The sequence below is a fragment of the Curtobacterium sp. RIT-PI-V genome (assembly GCF_025642935.1).
GTDB lineage: Bacteria > Actinomycetota > Actinomycetes > Actinomycetales > Microbacteriaceae > Curtobacterium.
This window is the reverse complement of record NZ_JANZKM010000031.1, coordinates 1-20088: the sequence shown is the minus strand read 5'-3', so window position 1 is coordinate 20088 and position 20088 is coordinate 1. Positions and strand designations below refer to the sequence as shown.

At 71.8% G+C, this 20088-nt stretch carries 20 protein-coding genes; 13 read left to right on the top strand and 7 right to left on the bottom strand.

Annotated elements, in window-relative coordinates; all coding sequences use genetic code 11:
• The first annotated feature begins 11 nt into the window (after positions 1–11).
• The 5 genes from OGL88_RS15570 to OGL88_RS15550 all read left to right on the top strand — a co-directional run bounded on the left by OGL88_RS15570 (position 12) and on the right by OGL88_RS15550 (position 4436).
• Entirely contained in the window at positions 12–590 is a 579-nt protein-coding gene (locus tag OGL88_RS15570) for a hypothetical protein (RefSeq protein ID WP_263092036.1), read from the top strand.
• Entirely contained in the window at positions 590–1633 is a 1044-nt protein-coding gene (locus tag OGL88_RS15565) for a peptidoglycan-binding domain-containing protein (RefSeq protein WP_263092035.1), read from the top strand. The genes OGL88_RS15570 and OGL88_RS15565 overlap by 1 nt, the downstream gene beginning before the upstream one ends.
• Positions 1624–2226: an ABC transporter ATP-binding protein gene (locus OGL88_RS15560; protein WP_263092034.1), complete on the top strand. Its 603-nt coding sequence runs from the start codon at positions 1624–1626 to the stop codon at positions 2224–2226. The genes OGL88_RS15565 and OGL88_RS15560 overlap by 10 nt, the downstream gene beginning before the upstream one ends.
• Positions 2223–3314: a hypothetical protein gene (locus tag OGL88_RS15555; RefSeq protein ID WP_263092033.1), complete on the top strand. Its 1092-nt coding sequence runs from the start codon at positions 2223–2225 to the stop codon at positions 3312–3314. The genes OGL88_RS15560 and OGL88_RS15555 overlap by 4 nt, the downstream gene beginning before the upstream one ends.
• A 237-nt stretch (positions 3315–3551) precedes the next feature.
• Positions 3552–4436, top strand: coding sequence for a VOC family protein (locus OGL88_RS15550; RefSeq protein ID WP_263092032.1), 885 nt, complete (start codon positions 3552–3554; stop codon positions 4434–4436).
• Between the two features lie 113 nt (positions 4437–4549).
• Here the strand turns inward: OGL88_RS15550 and OGL88_RS15545 are convergent, their stop codons facing one another.
• Positions 4550–5335 carry an SDR family oxidoreductase gene (locus tag OGL88_RS15545; protein ID WP_131921266.1) on the bottom strand — a complete coding sequence of 262 codons (786 nt, stop codon included), beginning with the start codon at positions 5333–5335 and terminating at the stop codon, positions 4550–4552.
• A gap of 127 nt (positions 5336–5462) precedes the next feature.
• Between OGL88_RS15545 and OGL88_RS15540 the strand changes: the two genes are divergently transcribed.
• The 3 genes from OGL88_RS15540 (at position 5463) to OGL88_RS18115 (ending at position 7526) form a co-directional block, all read left to right on the top strand.
• The gene (locus tag OGL88_RS15540; RefSeq protein WP_263092031.1) at positions 5463–6020 is read left to right on the top strand and encodes a hypothetical protein; all 558 of its coding nucleotides are present in this window, start codon (positions 5463–5465) and stop codon (positions 6018–6020) included.
• Positions 6017–6637 carry a signal peptidase I gene (gene lepB, locus OGL88_RS15535; protein ID WP_205463920.1) on the top strand — a complete coding sequence of 207 codons (621 nt, stop codon included), beginning with the start codon at positions 6017–6019 and terminating at the stop codon, positions 6635–6637. Before OGL88_RS15540 ends, lepB begins: the two co-directional genes overlap by 4 nt.
• A gap of 76 nt (positions 6638–6713) precedes the next feature.
• Positions 6714–7526 carry a helix-turn-helix transcriptional regulator gene (locus OGL88_RS18115; RefSeq protein ID WP_263092030.1) on the top strand — a complete coding sequence of 271 codons (813 nt, stop codon included), beginning with the start codon at positions 6714–6716 and terminating at the stop codon, positions 7524–7526.
• A 12-nt stretch (positions 7527–7538) separates the two neighbouring features.
• Here OGL88_RS18115 and OGL88_RS15525 read toward each other — a convergent pair whose 3' ends face one another.
• Positions 7539–7859 carry a hypothetical protein gene (locus tag OGL88_RS15525; RefSeq protein ID WP_263092029.1) on the bottom strand — a complete coding sequence of 107 codons (321 nt, stop codon included), beginning with the start codon at positions 7857–7859 and terminating at the stop codon, positions 7539–7541.
• A 141-nt stretch (positions 7860–8000) separates the two neighbouring features.
• Here OGL88_RS15525 and OGL88_RS15520 point away from each other — a divergent pair, with 141 nt between their 5' ends.
• A complete protein-coding gene (locus OGL88_RS15520; protein WP_263092028.1) occupies positions 8001–9206 on the top strand; it encodes a PP2C family protein-serine/threonine phosphatase in 1206 nt (401 codons plus the stop codon).
• Between the two features lie 241 nt (positions 9207–9447).
• On the opposite strand, the gene OGL88_RS15515 is transcribed toward OGL88_RS15520, so the two are convergent.
• On the bottom strand, positions 9448–10317 hold the full coding sequence (locus tag OGL88_RS15515; protein WP_263092027.1) for a phosphoribosylaminoimidazolesuccinocarboxamide synthase: 870 nt from the start codon (positions 10315–10317) through the stop codon (positions 9448–9450).
• Positions 10314–11582, bottom strand: coding sequence for a phosphoribosylamine--glycine ligase (purD, locus tag OGL88_RS15510; RefSeq protein WP_263092026.1), 1269 nt, complete (start codon positions 11580–11582; stop codon positions 10314–10316). Before purD ends, OGL88_RS15515 begins: the two co-directional genes overlap by 4 nt.
• A gap of 57 nt (positions 11583–11639) precedes the next feature.
• Between purD and OGL88_RS15505 the strand changes: the two genes are divergently transcribed.
• Entirely contained in the window at positions 11640–12002 is a 363-nt protein-coding gene (locus tag OGL88_RS15505; RefSeq protein ID WP_205463924.1) for a sterol carrier family protein, read from the top strand.
• 223 nt (positions 12003–12225) lie between these two features.
• Here the strand turns inward: OGL88_RS15505 and OGL88_RS18110 are convergent, their stop codons facing one another.
• A complete protein-coding gene (locus OGL88_RS18110; protein ID WP_205463925.1) occupies positions 12226–14757 on the bottom strand; it encodes a helix-turn-helix transcriptional regulator in 2532 nt (843 codons plus the stop codon).
• 162 nt (positions 14758–14919) lie between these two features.
• Between OGL88_RS18110 and OGL88_RS15495 the strand changes: the two genes are divergently transcribed.
• Positions 14920–15315 (top strand): hypothetical protein, encoded by a 396-nt coding sequence (locus OGL88_RS15495; RefSeq protein ID WP_111085569.1) that lies wholly within the window; start codon positions 14920–14922, stop codon positions 15313–15315.
• An 84-nt stretch (positions 15316–15399) separates the two neighbouring features.
• Here the strand turns inward: OGL88_RS15495 and purF are convergent, their stop codons facing one another.
• Positions 15400–16857 (bottom strand): amidophosphoribosyltransferase, encoded by a 1458-nt coding sequence (gene purF, locus OGL88_RS15490; RefSeq protein WP_263092025.1) that lies wholly within the window; start codon positions 16855–16857, stop codon positions 15400–15402.
• Between the two features lie 73 nt (positions 16858–16930).
• Here purF and purM point away from each other — a divergent pair, with 73 nt between their 5' ends.
• Positions 16931–18028 carry a phosphoribosylformylglycinamidine cyclo-ligase gene (gene purM, locus OGL88_RS15485; RefSeq protein ID WP_263092024.1) on the top strand — a complete coding sequence of 366 codons (1098 nt, stop codon included), beginning with the start codon at positions 16931–16933 and terminating at the stop codon, positions 18026–18028.
• Positions 18029–18545: 517 nt separating this feature from the next.
• On the opposite strand, the gene OGL88_RS15480 is transcribed toward purM, so the two are convergent.
• A complete protein-coding gene (locus tag OGL88_RS15480) occupies positions 18546–18764 on the bottom strand; it encodes a DUF3073 domain-containing protein (protein ID WP_263092023.1) in 219 nt (72 codons plus the stop codon).
• A gap of 158 nt (positions 18765–18922) precedes the next feature.
• Between OGL88_RS15480 and OGL88_RS15475 the strand changes: the two genes are divergently transcribed.
• Complete coding sequence (locus OGL88_RS15475) at positions 18923–20038, top strand: NAD(P)/FAD-dependent oxidoreductase (RefSeq protein ID WP_263092022.1); 1116 nt, start codon at positions 18923–18925, stop codon at positions 20036–20038.
• Positions 20039–20088 lie beyond the last annotated feature (50 nt).

The following is a 20088-nucleotide window of genomic DNA, read 5'->3' as shown; positions in this document are numbered from 1 at the left end:
GCCGTGGCGCAGTGAGCGTCATGGCCGCCGCAGTTCTCCTCTTGTCAGGATGCACCCCCGCTGTGGAAGCCACGAAGCCGTCGGATGCGCACCTTGCGATGGCCGGGCCGTGGGCCGAAGAGTTCCGAGCTGCGCTCGATGACGGTGTTTCGGACTTCGAGTTCAAGGTCCTCGCTGACGGTGAGGTGACCACTGCGGAGCTCGAGGCTGCGCACGAGCGCGTGGGCCGGTGCCTCGCGGACTCCGGACTGCGGATCGACTACGACCCGGACGGTGGATTCGGCCTCGAATCACTCGATGGACGCTATCCCGACGGCTTCTTCGAGCGCTCGGACCCGATCCTCCGAAAATGCGAGGAAACCGCCGACGAGTACGTGACGTACCTCTACGAAGAGACGCGGCGGAACCCCGACCGACTCGATGATGCGAAGATCACCGTTCCGTGTCTGCGGAAGGCCGGCCTCGTCGGACGTGACTACACCGAGGAGCAGTGGCGGAAGGACCAGGACGCCGACGCCTTCCCGTTCGACTCGATGGGCGAGCAGGCGAAGCAGTGCGCCCTTGATCCGCTCGGGCTCTGGCGGCAGTGATGCGCTTCCCGTCTGCCGCACTCCTGGCGCTCGGGGCGATGGTGGTCGCGGCGGCGACGGCCGCCGCCATCGTGGTCACGGTGCCGGCCGAGGTGCCGGCTGCACTCCGGACGGCGGCCCCCGCGAGCACCGTCCGGGTGACCGAGCGCACCGATGCCGATGAACGACAGGTGCAGCTCGCCCTCGACACCGGCGCCCCGCGGGCGGTCGTGACGTCGCGGACCGGCACGGTGACGACGTCGACGTGCTCGACCGGGGCACCCGTGCGGAGCGGGGACGTCCTCGCGCGGGTCGACGGGCGGCCGGTGATCGCGCTCGCCAGTGACGAGCCGCTGTGGCGCGACCTCGAGCGCGGCGACCGCGGGGCCGACGTCAGGGGGTTGCAGCGCGAACTCACGCGGCTCGGTGCCGGGCTGAGCGTCGACGGCGTCCTCGGCCCGGGCACGCTCCGCGCTGCGCACCAGTTCCTGGTCGACCGAGGTGTCGACCGCGACGACCTGGCCGACGACGTCGTGCCGCGGGACCCGTTCGCATGGGTGCCAGCCGCCGAGAACACCGTCCTGGCGTGCGTGGCCGTCGTCGGTGCAGCAGTCGGCGCCGACGGTGTCGTCGTCGAACTCCCGGCCGAACTCCGCGGTGCGCGCATCGAGGCGCTCCCGGTCGATCCGGCGCCGGGGGAGCGCGTGCTGCGGATCGGGAACGCCGACGTCCCGACCGACGCCGCCGGCCTGGTCTCGTCGCCGACGGCTCTCGCCGCGATCACCGCCCTGCCGGAGTACGCGGCGACGGTCGCTTCGGCCGACGGCACACCGACCGTGGCCGCGACGTGGACGCTCAGCCGCCCGCGGACCGTCCAGGTGGTGCCACCGACCGCCCTCTGGGACCTCGAGGGCGACCGGGCGTGCCTGCAACCGACGACGGGGCGGTCGCTCCGGGTCGAGGTCCTCGGATCGGAACTCGGGCAGTCGTTCGTCCGGGTGCCCGGCGGACGAACGCTCGACCGAATCCGTGCCGCGCCGGACCGGACCAGCTCGTGCCGGTGACGCTCGAGGGCGTCGGACACGTCTGGCCGAACGGCACCGTGCTGTTCGACTGCGTCGACCGCACCTTCGCCGAGGGGAGCGTGACCGCGGTCGTCGGGCCGAGCGGTTCCGGCAAGTCCACACTGCTCGCGATCCTCGCCGGGATGCTCCGTCCGACGCGCGGTGCCGCCGTCCGTCCGCCGGGCTGTCGGCCGCTCTGGGTCTTCCAGAACCCGTACGGGGTGGCCCGCCGCCGCGTGCTCGACCACGTCGCGCTGCCGTTCGTCGCCGAGGGCGCGGATCGTCGGACCGCGGACGTCCGGGCGCTCGAGGTCCTCGAGCGCTTCGGGCTCGGCTCGCGGGCGCACGCACGGTTCGCCGAGCTCTCCGGTGGCGAGGCGCAACGCCTGATGCTCGCGCGCGCGATCGCGAGTGCGCCGGGTCTGATGCTGGTCGACGAGCCGACGGCGCAACTCGACCGGGCGACCGCGATCGAGGTGAACCGTGGGATCGGTGCGCTCGCCGCGTCGGGGACGGTCGTCGTCGTCGCCACGCACGACGACGCGACCCGTGACGCCTGCGACGGAGTGCTCGACCTCGGGCGGTACCGATGAGCCCCCGCCGGATGCAGGTGACCGAGGTCTGGCGAGAGGCGTGGCGCGACATCGCCTCCGGAGCGTCGTGGGCAGCCACGGCCGCTGTCGTGCTCGCGGTGCTGCTCAGCGGTGTCGTGGGCATGCGTGCCGCAGCGGTCGCCGATGACGTCCGAGCGGCTGCGGAGTTCGTCGCGAGCGGTGCGGCGACGACCGTCCAGCGGGCCGAGGGTCGGATCGACGGCCGCGTGTGCGATGCCCTCGCGGACACCGAGGGGGTCATCGCGTCCGGTGCATTCCGGCGCCTCGATGCCGGGGTCGTCCCCGCTGCGCTCCCGGGTTCGGCGATCCCGACCTACGAGGTGACCGCCGGGGTGGGTGGTCTGCTCGGCGGCTCGGCAGCCGACGGAGCCGCGGGCGTGATCGTCTCGCCCGCGGTGCACGAGGCGCTGGGTCTTGCTGCCGGCGATCGCCTCGTGACGGTGAGCGGCGCGGACACCGGAGTCGCCGGTGTGTACGACCACCCCGACGACGGCCGGGACCCTGACCTGGAGTACGCGGTCCTCGCGCCGACGGTGGACGACGGGTCGCCGTTCGACGCCTGCTGGGCGACGGTGTGGCCGCAGCGCGACGACACGGTCTCGATGCTCCGGCGCACCGTCATGCCGGCGAGCGGGGCCGAGGGCGAAGATCGACCGACCGCTGCGCAGCTCAACCCGACCCTGGGCGCGGTCTTCACCCCCGCAGTGCGGCAACCAGTGCTCGTCCCGTTCGGTGCAGCCGCCCTCGTCGGGCTGACGATCGGCGCGGCAGCGGTCGCACGGCGCCGGCTCGCCCTGGCCTCCGACCGGCACGTCGGGGTACCGCGGAGCGCGCAGGTCCTCGGAATCGTCCTGCAGCACCTGGTCTGGGGATGGGTCGGGGCGGTGGTCGCGACGAGCGTCGCGGTGGTGTCGGTTCGTGGCCTCGACGTCGACGACGCGCTGCCGATCGTGCACGACGCGATCGCGATCGCGTCCCTCGGGCTCGTGGGCGCGCTGCTCGGCGGGGCGCTCGCCGCGGCCGCGATCCGCGAGCGCGCGCTGCACCGCTACTTCCGCTCCCGCTGACCGCAGCTGGCGAGGCGGAGGCGCACCGGGCCTCCCGTCCGCTGCGCGACCCGTCCGCCACGCGACCCGTCCGCCAAGCGACCCGTCCGCCAAAGCGACAGATCGCCGTGAACTGTTCACGGCGATCTGTCGCTTTGGCGCGCACGTCGCACCGGCGTCGCATGGATCTGTCGCTCTGGCGCGGCCGACCACGCCCATTTGGTTGACGCGTCAACCAAATGGGCGCACACTGGTGCCATGCACACGCAGGACCTCCTCGCCGCCGACACCGGGATGGGTGCCGTCACCCTCCGAGTCGCGAACCTCGACCGGATGATCGGCTACTACCGCGACGGCGTCCAGCTCTCGCTGCTCTCGAACGAGGGCGGCGTCGCTGTGCTGGGGCGACCGGGCGCCGGGGGTCTGGCGATCCCGATCGTGATCCTCGAGCACGCGCCGTCGATGCAGCACGCCGGCCCGCACGATGCCGGCCTGTTCCACACCGCGATCCTGTTCGACACGAGGGCCGACCTGGCTGCCGCGCTGTACTCGGTCGCGACGAAGTTCCCGCAGACCTTCACCGGCAGCGCCGACCACCTGGTCAGCAACGCGTTCTACTTCACCGACCCCGAGGGCAACGGCGTCGAGCTGTACTGGGACCGCGACCGCACCGAGTGGTCGTGGACGCACGGCATGGTCGACATGGACACGAAGTACGTCGACCCGAACGCGTTCCTGCAGGAGCACCTGACGGCCGACGCGGTGGAGTCCGCGCCGAACGCGCCGGGCCGGGTCGGTCACGTGCACCTGTCGGTCGGCGACGTCGCCAGCGCGAAGGACTTCTACGTCGACAAGCTCGGCTTCGCGACCACGGCCGGGTGGGGTGAGGCCCTGTTCGTCAGCGCCGGCGGGTACCACCACCACATGGCGATGAACACCTGGAACTCCCGCGGGGCCGGGCGTCGCCAGCTCGCGCTCGGGCTGGGGCTCGTGCGGATCGAGGTGCCTGGATCGGACGACCTCGGTGCCCTCGTCGCACGCATGCACGACACCGGGGTGCAGACCGCCGACGACGGGCGGACGGTCGCGTTCGAGGACCCGTGGGCGAACCGCATCGAGGTGACTGCGCCCGGTCGCGGCTGAGCCTGCGGGCGGCCGAGACTCGGGCTGACCGACTGTTCTCGCGCCCGAAGCCACGAGAAGTGTCGCTGCCACCGAGACTCGGCGCCGACGGCCCCGCTGCCCCGCCGCGCGGGTCACGCGCGGTTCGAGATCCCGCCGTCCGACGTCAGCAGCTGCCCGTTCACCCAGCGGCCCTGCTCCGAGCAGAGGAACCCGACGAGTGCAGCGGTGTCCGACGGTCGTCCGAGTCGGCCGAGCGGCGTGCCCTCGACCGCCCAGCGCTTGACGTCGTCGGACATCCACCCGGTGTCGTTCGGGCCGGGGTTCACGACGTTCGCGCTGACGCCCAGGCTGCCGAGCTCCTTCGCGGCACCGAACACGAGGCGGTCGAGCGCCCCCTTCGACGCCCCGTACGGCAGGTTGTACGCGATGTGGTCGCTCGTCAGTGCCACGATCCGCCGGCGGTCCCGCGGTGCAGCGTCGCCAGCGCGTTCGAGTGCGGCCGCGTACGCCTGCACGAGCAGGAACGGCGCGCGGGCGTTGACCGCGAAGTGCCGGTCCCACGACTCGACCGTCGTGGTCCGGACGTCCGAGTCGACCGATTCGCAGTGCGACATCACCAGGGCGGTGACGGGTGCGCCCGCCTCGGTCTCGGCGCGGCCGACCAGGGCGGCCGCCTGGTCCGGGTCCTCCAGGTCGACCGGGAGGCGCGTCACGCGTGCACCCACCGACTCGCACTCCTGCACGACGGATTCGACCCCGTCGGGATCCGCCCCACCGCTCACGCGGTCGTCGTACGGGCCCCACCACGATATGGCCAGGTCCCAGCCGTCGGTCGCCAGACGGGTGGCGAGCGCCGCGCCGATACCGGCTCTGCGGCCCACGCCGGTCACCAGGGCGAGTGGTCGTGCGGACGTCATACGGGCCTCCTGTCCGGTGCGCCGTCGCACCGATCGCCACCCAGTCTGCCGGAACCGGCCACGCGCGTGGCCATCGCACTCGGTGTCCTGTCGGCGAGGACCGGCACGCGAGGGCCAAGATGGACGGATGCCACGCACACGACCACCGCTCGGACGCGGACCCCGCGGCGGTCGTCCGGACCCGCGCGACCTGCCGATCGAGCACGTCCGCGACCGGATGTCGTCCTACATCTACGGCAACATCACGGTGCTCGCCGCCGCGATCGCCGTCGACCCGGCCGCGATCCACCACGGTTCAGCGATCTGGGCCGTCCTGGCGACCGCGGTCCTGACCTACCTGGCGCACGTGCTCGCGCACCTGGTGGCGCACGGCCTCGGCGACGACTCCCAGACCGACGACGCCCGGCGCGAGTCGGTCGTGACGATCATGCGGAACGCGAACCCGATCGCGACGTCCGGGCTCATCCCCGCGGTGCTGTACGCGGTGGCGTGGATCGGGTGGATCCCGACGGGGTGGGCGCAGACGGCGGCCCTGGTCATCCTGGTCGTGCGCATCGGGATGGTCGGCGTCTTCATGCAGCGGTTCAGCGGCAAGCGGCCCACGTTCCTCGGGCTCTGGGGTGGCATCGTGCTGGCCGCCGTGGCGTTCGTGATCGGTCTCGTGAAGGTGGTGTTGACGCATTGAGTGCCACCGAGTCCGAGCCGAAGCCGAAGCGGGCCGGCTGGAAGTTCCTCCGCGACCTCGTCGTCATCGTCGTCGTGGCGCTGCTGGCGTCGTTCCTGGTGAAGGCCTACCTGGTCCGGTCCTTCTACATCCCGTCCGCGTCGATGGAGAACACGCTGCTCATCGGCGACCGCGTGCTCGTCAACGAACTCGTCCCCGGCGCCGTCCCACTGCAGCGCGGTGACGTCGTCGTGTTCCAGGACCCGGGTGGCTGGCTCGGCACCGGGCAGGGCGACGACCTGATCAAGCGCGTGATCGGCCTGCCCGGCGACACCGTGTCGTGCTGCGGCACCGATGGTCGGCTGTCGGTGAACGGCCACCCGGTCGACGAACCGTACGTGGTGCCCGAGATCGGGTCGGACCGGGTCTCCGGCACCGACTTCGACATCACCGTGCCGAAGGGGCGCATCTGGGTGATGGGCGACAACCGGTACAACTCGGCGGACTCCCGCGTGCACGGCACGGTGCCGGTCGACGACGTGGTCGGTCGTGCGTTCATCACCACGTGGCCGGTCTCACGGTGGACGGTGCTCTCGCGGTACGCCGACGAGTGGGACCAGGTGCCGGACCCGTCCTGACGTCGGTCGCGCTCGGTGCGGTAGCGTTCCAGTTCGCGCGCCGGACCGGCCGGTGCCGAGCGGACCGGAGGCGCGTGTGGCGGCCTCCGAGACCGCGTTCGACTACCAGGTCGGCGGCGACGACGAGCTCTCGATCCGCCGCATCGGTACACACGGTCCGCAGTCCGGCACCATCGGGCCGCGTCCGGAGCACGTGGTGTTCTGGCTGACGGACGGCCGAGCCCGAGTGACCTCGGACAGCGGCGGATCCTGGGACGTCGGTGCTGAACGCCCGATGATGCTGTCCGCGCCGGTGGCCTACGGGTTCGACACCGACGCCACCGCCATGACCCTGATGCACCTGTCCCCGGCACTGCTCGGCGACAGCGGCGGGCGGACCGAGTTCCGGCAACCCGACGCCGCCGACCCCCGGATCGAGCCCCTCCGAGCACTGCTCCGCGACGTCACCGGGCGGGTCCTCGACCCCGCGCTGCCGGCCGACGAGCGGGCCGCCCTGAACCGACGCATCGCGACGGTCGTGCTGTCGACGTTCTCGCCGGCGCGGTCCGACGTCGAGCACCGGATGCGTCGCGCGATCCGCTTCGTGCACGACCAGGCCGACCGGCGGCTCTCGGTGGCCGACATCGCGGACTCGTGCGGCCTGAGCGAGCGCGGTGTGCAGGACCTCTTCCGCCGGCGGCTCGCGGTGACACCGATGCAGTACCTGCGCGAAGTCCGGCTCGACCGGGTCCACCTCGAACTCGGCCGATCGCGTTCGGGCGCGCTGCTGGTGAGCGACGTCGCCCGGCGTTGGCGGTTCACACACCTCGGGCGCTTCGCTGCCCACTACCGCGCACGCTTCGGCGAGCAGCCGCACGAGACGATCGCTCGGGGTCCCGGCGCGGTCTGAACCGACCCGCGCTCAGCAGCCAGTCGTCGTCAGGGTGACCGTCGCGACGGCGTCGTTCGTCACCGTGGTCGTCTGCGGGCACAGCGAGCCCGCGCGGACGGTCACCTTGCCGAGCGGAACGCCCGCGAAGTCCGCGGTGCCACCGGGGAACACCCGCTGGTGCTCGGAGAGCTTGCCCGTCGACGCGAAGACCTCGACCTCGTAGGAGCGGTCGGCGGCGTTGTCCGACACGGTGACCGAGACCTGCCCGGTCGAGTCGTGGGCACCGCACCCCGCGAGCGTCACCAGGGCCACCGCGGCGAGGGCGACGGCGGGCAGGACACGGCGGGACACGCGTCCAGGGTAGTCCGGTGCCGGGTCGCGCCGGACCAGGGTCGGCCGCCGAGCGCTCGGCGAGCCTGCCCCGCGGACTGGGGTGGTGGGTCCTCCGTAGTGGGGACAGGACCTGTCCGGTTGGCGCGTTAGCGTGGGTGCATGCACTCGGAGACAGCGACGACCGTCCCAGTCACCGGCGCGCCCGACGCCGTGCGCCGAGCAGCGCTGCTCGCCGCACTCGACGTCGTCGAGGGTGGTGCCGAAGAGCGCTTCGACCGGATCACCCGCATCGCGCGTGAAGCCCTCGGTGTCTCCGGCTCCTTCCTGAACCTGGCGGGTGAGACCTCGCTGACCATCAAGTCCCAGCAGAGCGACAGCCACTTCGGACCGGTCATCCCGCTGCAGGACACCTTCTGCGGGCGCACCTTGGGGGAGCGCGGCCCCGTTCTCGTGCCGGACGCGCGCACCGACGCCCGCTACTCCGACATGCCGATGGTCGTCGGCGACCCGAACGTCCGCTTCTACGCCGGGGTCCCGCTGCGGCTCGGCGACGACGACGTCAAGGTCGGCACGCTCTGCCTCATCGATCCGGAACCGCGGACCCTCGACGCCGACGAGGTCGCCCTGCTCCAGGAACTCGGTGTGTGGGCCGAGCGGGAACTGGCCGCCGGCGCCGACGAGGACCGCCTGCGGTCCGTGCTCGCGGGGCTCGAACCCGGCACGGTCGACGTGCCCGGCTACCGGATCGCGGGCCTGTCGGTCCCGCACGGCGTCGTGTCCGGCGACTTCCACGACTGGCACCGTTCCGGCGACGACGCCGTGCACCTGACCGTGGCGGACGTCATGGGCAAGGGCATGTCGGCCGGGCTGCTCGCCGCGAACATCCGCGGTGCACTGCTCGCCCGCGGCGACCTCGCACCCGACGTCGCCGTCGCCGAGCTCGAGGCGCAGGTCGCACCCGACCTCAGTCGCGCCGAGTCGTTCGCGACGATGTTCCACAGCCGGCTCACGCCCTCGACCGGCCGGATCGACTTCACCGACGCCGGACACGGGCTCGTCCTGCAGCTCCGCGACGACGGCGCCGAGCGGATCCTGCGGTCGTCCGACCTGCCGATCGGGCTGCACCCCGCGGGCATCGAACGTGCCTCCGGCTCGCTCGTCATGCGTCCGGGTGACGTGATCATCGTGGTCAGCGACGGCGCCCTCGAGCTGTGGGACTCCACGCTCGCGTCACTGTCGCAGCTCGGGGTGCTCTACCGCGGGTCGCCGGACATCGCGACGTTCCTGCAGCGGGTGCGGTCGCGTGCGGTCGACCACGACCCGGGCGACGACCTGACCGTCGTCGTGGTCGCGCGCGACGTCTGACGAGTCGTCGGCGCACCGTGCGCCGATCGTCGGTCGGTCAGGACTGGTCGCTCTTCGACCGGTCACGACGTGCCGTCGGCGCGCCGCCGGGCGGTCACGAACGGTCGGGCGCCGGGGGTCTGAACGACGGCTTGTGACCGGTCGCCGGATGTGAGCGGGGTGTCGTGACCGGTCGGGGCCCGCTCGGGGCCCGCTCGGGGTCCGCTCGGGCACGCAGCAGCAGGCCCGCAGCAGGAATCAGCTAGGCGCCGAGGCGCTCGATGAGCTCGGCGTAGCGCGCGGCCGTGCGGGACACGATCGCCTCGGGCAGCACCGGGGGCGTGCCCTGGCGGTTCCAGTTGGCGCTGAGCCAGTCGCGCACGATCTGCTTGTCGAAGGAGTCCGTCCGACCGTCGGCCCGGGCGTCCCAGTACCGGCTCGAGTCGCTGGTCAGGACCTCGTCCGCGATCCGGATCCGGCCGTCGGCGTCCTGCCCGAACTCGAACTTGGTGTCCGCGATCACGACGTCGCGCTCGAGGGCGATCGCGGCTGCCTCGGTGTACACGTGCAGCGACAGGTCGCGCAGGGTCGCCGCGACCTCGGCGCCGACCAGGTCGACGGTCTGCTCGTACGAGATGTTCTCGTCGTGCTCACCCTGCGGTGCCTTGTAGGCAGGGGTGTAGATCGGCTCGGGCAACCGGTCGCCGTCGGACAGCCCCTGGGGCAGGGCGACGCCGCAGACGCTGCCGGTCTGCTGGTACTCGGCCCAGCCGCTGCCCACCAGGTACCCGCGCACCACGCACTCGACGGGGAACATCTCGAGCGGCATGACGTGCATCGACCGCGACTCGACCTCGGCCGGCACGGGGGTGCCACCGGACGCCGGGCCGATGATGTGGTTCGGCACGTCGCTCAGCTGGGTGAACCAGAAGCGCGACAGGCGGGTGAGCAGCTCGCCCTTGCCCGGGATCGGTGGCTCGAGTGCGAAGTCGTAGGCGCTGACCCGGTCGGACGCCACGAGCAGCAGCTCGGACGCACTCTGGATGTCGGCGGTACCGGCCGGCACGTAGAGCTCGCGGACCTTGCCCGACGAGACGTGCTCCCAGCCCTCGATCACGGGCGCGGCGCTCATCGGGTGACCTTCGCAGCGATGTCGGTGCGGTACTGAGCGCCCTGCAGGGTGATGTCGCCGAGGCCCGCGTAGGCGCGCTCCCGTGCCTGGGCGAAGTCGGACCCGGTCGCGACGACGCTGAGCACGCGACCGCCGGTGGCGACGAGGGTTCCGTCGAGCAGTCCGGTGGCGGCGTGTGCGACGGAGACACCGTCGCGGGCGTTCGCGGCGTCGATGCCAGTGATGGGCCGGCCGGTCTGCGGGTTCTCCGGGTAGCCCTCGCTCGCGAGCACGACCGTGACCGCTGCGTCCGGACGGAACGAGGGTGCCGGGGTGCCCCCGAGCTGGCCCGTCGCGGCGGCGAGCAGCAGCCCGCTCAGCGGCGTCGCCAGGCGGGGGAGGACGACCTGGGTCTCCGGGTCACCGAAGCGTGCGTTGAACTCGATGACCCGGACGCCCTGCTCGGTGACGATGAGGCCGCAGTAGAGCAGCCCGACGAACGGGGTGCCCTCGTGCTCGAGGCGACGGACGGTGGGCAGGGCGACCAGCTCGGTGACCTCGTCGACGAAGGCCTGTTCGGACGCCCAACGATCAGCCAGCCACGGCAGCGGCGAGTACGCGCCCATGCCGCCGGTGTTCGGCCCGAGGTCGCCGTCGGCCAGGCGCTTGTAGTCCTGTGCGGGGCTGAGCGGGCGGACGTCGTGGCCGTCGCTCAGGAAGAACAGCGAGACCTCTTCGCCGTCGAGGAACTCCTCGACCACGACGTGCCCGTGCTGCAGCCAGTAGGTGGCGTGGTCGATCGCGGCCTGACGGTCCTCGGTCACGAGGACACCCTTGCCCGCGGCCAGCCCGTCGGCCTTCACGACGTACGGTGCGCCGAGCTCGTCGATCGCGGCGACGGCCTCTTCAGCCGTGCCCGCGTACACCGGGCGACCGGTGGGGACGTTCGCCTCGGACATGATGCGCTTCGCGAAGGCCTTCGAGCCCTCGAGCTGCGCGGCGGCCTTGCCCGGCCCGAAGACCGGGATGCCCCGGGTGCGGACGGGGTCGGCCACACCGGCGATGAGCGGTGCCTCGGGCCCGACGACGACCAGTTCGACGCCGTTCTCGATCGCGTACTCGGCGACGAGTGCGCCGTTGGTGGGGTCGAGGGAGACGGTCTCGACGTCGGCGGCGATGCCGGCGTTGCCGGGCGCGGCCGTGATGACGTGGCCCGCCTGTTCAGCGAGGAGGGCCGTGATGATCGCGTGCTCGCGGGCACCGGAACCGAGGACGAGGATTCGCACCCGATCACCCTACCGATCAGGACTCGCCCCCCGCGAGGCGACGGCTAGCCTGTGGAGATGCCACCCAGGAGGATCGAGGACGCCGCCGGCCGTGCCGCGCTGACAGCGGTGCAGCAGGGCGACACGGCACGGGCGACCATCGCGACGGCCGTCCGGTGGACCCTGCAGCGCCTCGCCGACGACGTCCCGGGCAACAGCGTCGAGGTCCGGGTGCCGCCGTTCGCCGCGGTCCAGGCCGTCCCCGGCCCGCGCCACACCCGTGGCACGCCGCCGAACGTGGTCGAGACGGACGCCACGACCTGGCTCGCGCTCGCGACCGCGGAGCTGACCTGGGACGAGGCCGTCACGCAGTCACGCGTCAGCGCTTCCGGCTCGCGTGCGGACCTGACGGCGTTCCTGCCGGTGCGGGTCACGCCGTAGTCGCGTCGAGGAACTCCCTAGGCGGACGAACCGAATTAGGTAGTCCCTACCGATGCGGGCGCATGCACTGCGAACCTACGCTTGAAGTCGCCGGGATTCGGACCCGACCCGAACGGGTCCGAACCCGGCGACAGGGACCAAGGTACGCGATGTTCCACACAACGTGTCAACCGCCGCGGCGCGTCGTGCTGCAATGCGCAACGTTCTTGCGTCTGGAGCGGACTCAGAACAGGCCGGCGAGCTCCGACCGCGCGTGCAGGTCCCACTTGCCGAACACCCGCGACAGGTGCGCGTCGATGGTCCGCGTCGAGAGCCCGAGCTCCTCGCCGATCAGTCGGTTGCTCAACCCCTGCGCCGCGAGCTCGGCGACCTGGTACTCGCGGTTCGTGAGCGGTGGTTTCGGCCGGCCGGCAGTGACCGCCATCCCGTGCGACGCGAGCACCCCCTGCGCCGCGATCACCCGCGTCCGGTCGCGTGCGGTCAGGGCGTCGGCGTACTCGACGATCGCCGCGGCGAGCGGACCGTCGACCCGAGCGGCGGCCTCGCGCATCCGACCGAGTGAGGTACCGGTCTCGCGTCCGTTCATCATGTCCATCGCGTAGTGCAGCGTCTGGGCGTACATGACGTGCGTCCACCCACCGCTGGCCGTCCCGCGGTCGATGATGTCGTCGGCGTGCCGGAGCCCCGCCGGGTTGCCGAGCACCGCCTCGGTCCAGGCGATCGTCACCGCGACCTGCTCCCCGGTGATCCGCATGGCCCGCTTCGGTGTGGCCCTCGCCCGGTCGAGCGCACGTGTCGCGTCCTCGGTGCGACCGGCGTAGGCGTACGCCATCGCGAGCCGCGCCCACGGGTAGGCCGCGAAACCACCGTGGTCCGCGACGTCGTACCGTTCGCAGGCGGCGGAGAACGCCGCGATCGCGTCGTCCCAGCGCCGTTGGCCGATGGCGAGGTTGCCGTCCCCGATGAGCTCGAGGGTGAAGTCGTACTTCAGGTACGGGTTGGACCGTCGGACGGGCACCTCGGTCAGCAGATCGGCCAGGTCGCCCCGCCAGACCTGCACCTGGTGCAGCACGGACACGATCTCACCGACGCTCCACGGTGCGTCTTCGAGGTGCTCGGTCGCGGTGGCCAGCGCCCGGCGACCGAGGGCCGAGGCGTCGTCGAGCCGGCCGGCCGTGGCGAGCGCCATGATCGCGCAGGGGGCGACGCAGAGGAACGCGAACGGGATGGTCGGCGCGTGCACGATGCCGCTGCGCTCGAGCTCGGCCCGCACCTCGTCGAACCGCCCGCCCCAGCCGAGGTGCGCGAGGCGCAGCAGCCGGAGCCGTTCGACCGCCTCGCCGGACACCAGCCTGCTGGCGACGTCGGTGAGCGCGACCGCCGCCAGCACGTCGTCGTCGTGGAACTGCCGGATGTTGGCGAGGATCTCGCAGGCCTCGACCACGAGGGTGTCGTCCACCGTGCCGGGGTCCGCGCGGGCGACCGCCCAGGCGGCCTCGGCGTCGGCACGACCGGCCTCACGCCCGTCGCTGTACGAGTACGCGAGCGACCGCAGGCAGCGCGCGGCGACCTGCTCGTTCGGGTGCAGCGTCCGCCGGAGTGCTGCGGATGCCAGGGCGATCGCGCTCTCGTGCTCCTGCAGACGCACCGCGACCTGCGCCGCGTCGAGCAGCTGCTCGACCGGGGGCACGACACCGCAGTCGAGCGCCCAGAGTGCCGACCGCAACCGCGCGGCGGGCGGGGCGCCCTCGGGACTGTCGGCGCGGAAGGCGTTCGCGCGGGCGAAGAGTGCCGTGCGGCGGGCCACCGGTACCAGGCCGCGGATCACCTCGCCGACGAGCGGGTGCTGCGGACGGGCCACCGCGGCACCGTCGTCGAGTGAGTCGATCCGGACCAGCCCGAGTGCGACCACGCGGTCGACGTCGCCGCCGCTGACCAGGCCGAGCAGCCGCGCGAGCGGGATCGGGTCGGCCAGCGCAACGATGTCGACGACGTCGCGCAGGTCCTCCGGCAGCGAGCCGAGTTCCGTCCGGTACATGTCGGCGAGGCTGTTCGACGCCGTCACCCGGCCGCGCCAGTACCACCCGGACGCCGTGTGCTCGAGGGCGCCCGAGGTGCGGGCGGCGCGGACGACCTCGCGCAGGTAGAGCGGGTTGCCGGCGGTCGCGCGGTGCACCCGCTCGGCCGAGGCGTTCTCGAGCTGCGACCCGAGCGCCTCGGCCACCAGGGCCGACGTCTCGCGCAGGGTGAGCGGCTCGAGGTCGATGCGCTCGAGCAGGTCGTCCTGCCACAGGGCGCGGAGCGGTTCCGGCAGCGCGGTGAAGTCACGGCAGGTCAGGACGAGCCGCGCACCCTGGTGTCGGACGAGCCACGCCACGTACCGTGCGGAGATCGCGTCGAGGTGGTCGGCGTCGTCGACGCGCAGCAGGACGTCGCGGTCCGCCAGGTCGGCGATGGCCCGGAGGCGCTGCTCGGCCCCGGCGTCGTCCGACAGTTCGGACAGGGTCGCCGGCAGCTCGCCGAAGCGGTCCGAGATCGCCCCGAAGGGCATCGACCGCCCGGAGGCGACGGCGGTGATGGGCACCACGACCGTGCGCCCGGTGGCGTCCCGTCCGGCGACGCGGTCGGTGACGCGGGCCGCGACGGTGCTCTTGCCGAGACCCGGGGCGCCGACGAGCGCGACGCTCCACTGGTGCTCCGCGACGACGGACACGGCACGGTCCTCTTCGTGGCGTTGCATCACGGGCCAGGTCACGCGCGCCGGGGTGCTCGGGGTGCGACCTCGCCCCCGTACGGTCCGTTCTCGCATCCGTGTCACCTCCAGCCCTTGGGATACCAACGCGTACGGATCATCCTCTCCTGGATCGGACTGCGCGGACAGGCCGGGAGACGTCCCACAGTGGGGGACAATGGGTGGGTGAGCAACACCGATCGACCCGACGACCAGCCGGTCCCGGCCCCTGCGCCGAACGCCGTCTCCACCTCTGACGAGGTCACGATCCGTCGTGCCCCGAAGTTCGGGGTGTTCATCGTCGGCGGTGCGGTGCTCGGGTTCATCGCGACCCTGATCGTCGTCTCGCTCACCATGAACCTCGGTGGCCAGCAGGAGGAGTCGAGCTTCGGCAGCCTGGTGGGCTACTTCAGCCTGTGGGGCGTGACGATCGGCGCCTTCGTCGGCGCGGTCGTCGCCGTCGTGTTCGACCGGGTCTTCGCCCGGCGAGCGGCCCGCCTGACGGCGGAGCGTGTCGAGGTCGAGCTGCCGCCCGAGACGGTCGACGGCGAGATCGACGAGCACGGCGACCAGCGGCCGTAGCCGCGACCGTCTTCGGACAGGAGGCCCGGTGCCAGCTGGCACCGGGCCTCCTGTCCGTCTGGTGGTCGCGATCGCGACCCCCACTCAGCTGAGCTGGTTCGCCTCGACCCAGGACAGGTACTCCGGGCTCACGGTGCCCGTGACGTAGTCGCCCGTGAAGCAGCTCATCTCGAGGTCGGTCACGTCGGAGCCCTCGATGATGGCGTCTCGCATGTCGCCGATCTCCTGGTAGATCAGGTGGTCGCTGCCGAGCACGCGGTTGATCTCCGGGATCTTCCGGTCGTGCGCGATGAGCTCGTCGCGCGTCGGCATGTTGATGCCGTAGACGTGCGGGAACCGCACCGGCGGAGCGGCACTCGTGAAGGTGACCTCGTTCGCACCGGCGGCGCGGGCCATCTCCACGATCTCCTTGCTCGTCGTGCCGCGCACGATCGAGTCGTCGACGATCAGGATGTTCTTGCCCTTGAACTCCGACGACATCGCGTTGAGCTTCTGCCGGACGGACCGCTTGCGTTCCGCCTGGCCCGGCATGATGAAGGTCCGGCCGACGTAACGGTTCTTGTAGAAGCCCTCGCGGTACTCGATGCCGAGCTTCTGCGCGACCTGCATCGCGGCCGGTCGGGACGAGTCCGGGATCGGCATCACGACGTCGATGTCACCGGTCGGCGCGTACTGCTCGATGGTGTCCGCCAGCCGGTTGCCGAGGCGCAGGCGGGCGTCGTAGACCGAGATGCCGTTCATGACCGAGTCGGGACGGGCCAGGTACACGTACTCGAACGAGCACGGCACGAGCCGCGGGTTCTTCGCGCACTGCCGGGCGTGCATCTGCCCGTTCATCTCGATGAAGATCGCCTCGCCCGGGGCGACGTCGCGCACGATCTCGTAGCCGCCGGACTCGAGCACCAGTGACTCGCTCGCGACGACCCACTCGGGCTGGCCGGCCTCGTCGAACTTGTGCCCGAGGATGAGCGGCCGGATGCCGAACGGGTCGCGGAACGCCAGCAGCCCGTGGCCGGCGATCGTGGCGATCGTGGCGTAGGAGCCCTCGACCCGCTCGTGCACGCGCTCGACGGCGTCGAAGACCTGCCCGGGGTCGAGGTCCGTACCGCGGACCTGCCCCTGCAGCTCGTGCGCCAGCACGTTGACCAGGAGCTCGGTGTCCGACGTGGTGTTGAGGTGTCGACGGTCGATGTCGAACAGTTCACGCGTCAGTTCCCGCGTGTTGGTGAGGTTGCCGTTGTGGACGAGGACGATGCCGTAGGGCGCGTTCACGTAGAACGGCTGCGCTTCCTCCTCGTTGCTCGCCGCGCCCTTGGTGGCGTAGCGCACGTGGCCGAGGCCCATGGTGCCGAGGAGGGCGCGCATGTCACGGGTGCGGAACGACTCCCGCACGTGGCCGCGGGTCTTGTGCATGTGGTGCACGTGACCCTCGACCGTGGCGATGCCCGTCGAGTCCTGCCCGCGGTGCTGCAGGAGGAGCAGTGCGTCGTAGATGGATTGGTTGGCGGGGCCCTGTGCAACGAGGCCGACGATGCCGCACATTCGCGGGTGTGCTCCAGACCGTAGAATCGGGGGGTACCGAACAAGTCTGCCATGTCACCGCGAAGGACTCCGCATGCCCAACCCGTACGCCGAAGCCGGAGTGGACACCGCTGCCGGTGACCTGGCCGTCGAACTCATGAAGTCCGCAGTCGCGGCGACGCACGACAGCCACGTGCTGGGCGGCGTGGGCGGCTTCGCCGGACTCTACGACGTGTCGTTCCTGAAGGACTTCTCACACCCGTTGCTCGCGACCTCGACCGACGGCGTCGGCACCAAGGTCGCCATCGCCCAGGCGATCGACAAGCACGACACCATCGGGCAGGACCTGGTCGGCATGGTCGTCGACGACATCGTCGTGGTCGGTGCGAAGCCGCTGTTCATGACCGACTACATCGCCTGCGGGCGCGTCGTCCCGAACCGCATCGCCGACATCGTCGCCGGGATCGCCCGCGGCTGCTCGGCGACGGGCACCGCGCTGGTCGGTGGCGAGACCGCCGAGCACCCCGGGCTGCTCGGCCCGGACGACTACGACGTGGCCGGTGCCGCGACGGGTGTCGTCGAGGCCGGTTCGCAGCTCGGTGCCCACCTGGTGCAGGACGGCGACGTCGTGCTCGCCATCGAGTCGTCCGGGCTGCACTCGAACGGGTACTCGCTCGTCCGGCACATCCTGGCGTCGCGCGGGGTCGGGTACACCGACCAGCTGGCCGAGTTCGGCGGCGTCTCGGTCGGCGAAGCCCTGCTCGAGCCCACCCGCCTGTACACGACGCCGCTGCTGGAGCTGCTCGAACAGCACCCGGGCGCCGTGCACTCCCTGTCGCACGTGACCGGTGGCGGCATCGCGGCCAACCTGGCGCGTGTGCTGCCCGTCGGCTCGTGGATCGAGGTCGACCGCTCGACCTGGCAGCCGCTCCCCGTCTTCCGCGTGCTCGCCGACATGGCCGGCACGCCGATCGAGGACACCGAGAGCACCTGGAACCTTGGCATCGGCATGTTCGCCGTGGTGTCCGCCAGCGCCGCGGTGGACGTCATCGAGTCGCTCGGCGTCGCCGGGATGCCCGCGTGGCCCGTCGGCACGATCGCCACGTCGGCCCGCGACCTGACCGGGTTCGAGCAGGGCGCCAAGGGTGTCGACGGCGGTGCCGTCCGGCTCGTCGGGAGCTACGCCGGCTGACCCTGGGGCTGACCCTGCCCGGCTCGGCCGTGCCGTGCGGTGCCGTGCGGTGCCGTGCCGCGCCGTGCCGTGCTGCGTGCGGTGCCGTGCCGTGCCGTGCTGCGTGCGGTGCCGTGCCGTGCCGTGCTGCGTGCGGTGAGTGGTCACGAACCGTCGTTCGGCAGGCCTGCAACCGACGGTTCTCGACCGCTCGGCAGCTTGTGCGCGGGGAGTCGTGACCACTCGAGGCGGGGACCCGGGCGCGGTTCCGGGGCGTGGGGCCCTGGGTCGCGGGTCCGCGGGTCCGCGGGTCCGCGGGTCCGTACATCCGGTGCGTATCGTGCTTGCGACTCGCCGTAGTGCGTGCGGCGAGTGGTCGCGAACCGTCGCCTGACGGGCCTGCAACCGACGGGTCTTGACCAGTCGACATGGTGCACACGGTGAGTGGTGACCACCCGAGGGGTGTCTGGGAGCCACGTGTCCGGGCACGCAGAAACGCCGCGCTGCCCGGAGGCGCGCGGCGTGACGGCTGTGCAGGTCAGGCGGACTTGTTCTGGTCCGCTTCGGTCTCGAACTCGTCGGCCTCGTCTGCCGCTTCGGGACCGTACTGGTCCGCCCAGCGGTCGACGAGATCGTCATCGGAGTGTTGTCCGGCGGAGAGCTCCTGCTCGAGTGCACCGTAGTTCGTCTGCGGGCTGAAGTACTTCAGCTCACGGGCGACCTTGGTGTGCTTCGCCTTTTGACGGCCGCGCCCCATGCGTGACCCCCTCGTTCGGCTCTGGTCCGGTCCTGGCGAATGACGGAAGATCACTCGGGGAACCAGACGGTTCGTGGTTTGAAATCTGCCGATCACTCTACCATGTACCTCGATCTGGACGTCGCCGCGACGGCTCCGTGCACAGGAGAATCGAAGTGATGACCGAACCCCTCGAGAGCCCAGCCGACCAGTCCGCCCGTGTCGTCGTCATCGGTGCGGGGCAGGCCGGACTGTCGGTGGGATACCACCTGCGCCGCCTGGGGCTCGTGCCCGGCACCGACCTGGTGCTGCTCGATCGTGCCCCGAGCACGGGTGGCGCCTGGCAGTTCCGATGGGAGGCCCTGCGGCTGGGCGCGGCGCACCGCGTGCACGACCTGCCGGGGATGCGGGCGATGGGGCTGCAGTTCGACGACGCCGATCGGTCACGACCCGCCCGGGACGTCGTGGGGGAGTACTACCGGCGGTTCGAGCAGCACTACGACCTGCGGGTCCGGCGTCCGGTCGCGGTGCCGTCGGTCTCGCGCTCCGCGGACGGCCGACTGTGCGTCACGACCCGTTCCGCGGACGGCACCGAGACCCGGATCCGTGCCGACGTCGTGGTGAACGCATCGGGCACGTGGGGCACGCCGTTCGTGCCGTGGTACCCGGGCCGAGGCGCGTTCCGCGGACGACAGCTCGACACGACCGAGTACCGCAGCGCCGCGGAGTTCGCCCTGCAGGACGTCGTCGTGGTCGGCGGCGGGACGAGTGCCATCGGTTTCCTGCTCGAACTCGACGGTGTCGCGCGGTCCACCCACTGGTTCACCCGACGGCCGATGGTGTGGGCGGACTCGTCGTCACTCGACCTCGAGTCGGCGGTCGCAGCGGTCGACGAGCAGGACCGGGCCGCCCGTGCCGGCGAGGTGCTCCCGAGCATCGTGAGCGGCACGGGCGTGCCGGTCTCGCGGCGGATCCGGGCAGGCATCGACCGCGGGGTCCTGCGCGACCAACCGATGTTCACGCGGATGGACGAGACCGGCGTGGTGACCGCCGACGGCACGCACGTGCACGCCGACGCGGTGCTCTGGGCGACCGGGTTCCGGGCCGACCTGCGGCATCTCGCTCCGCTGCACCTGCGGACCACGGCCGGCGGGGTCGTCGTGGCGGACGGCCGCTCGGTCGACGAGCCGCGGTTGTTCCTGGCGGGCTACGGGCCGCAGGCCTCGACGATCGGGGCGAACCGGGCCGGACGGCTCATCGCCCGCCAGGTGATGGACGTGCTCGCCGCCGCGTGAGTCGCTCCGCCTGGTGCGAGGTTGACCTCCCGGTGCGAGGTTCTTTCGGC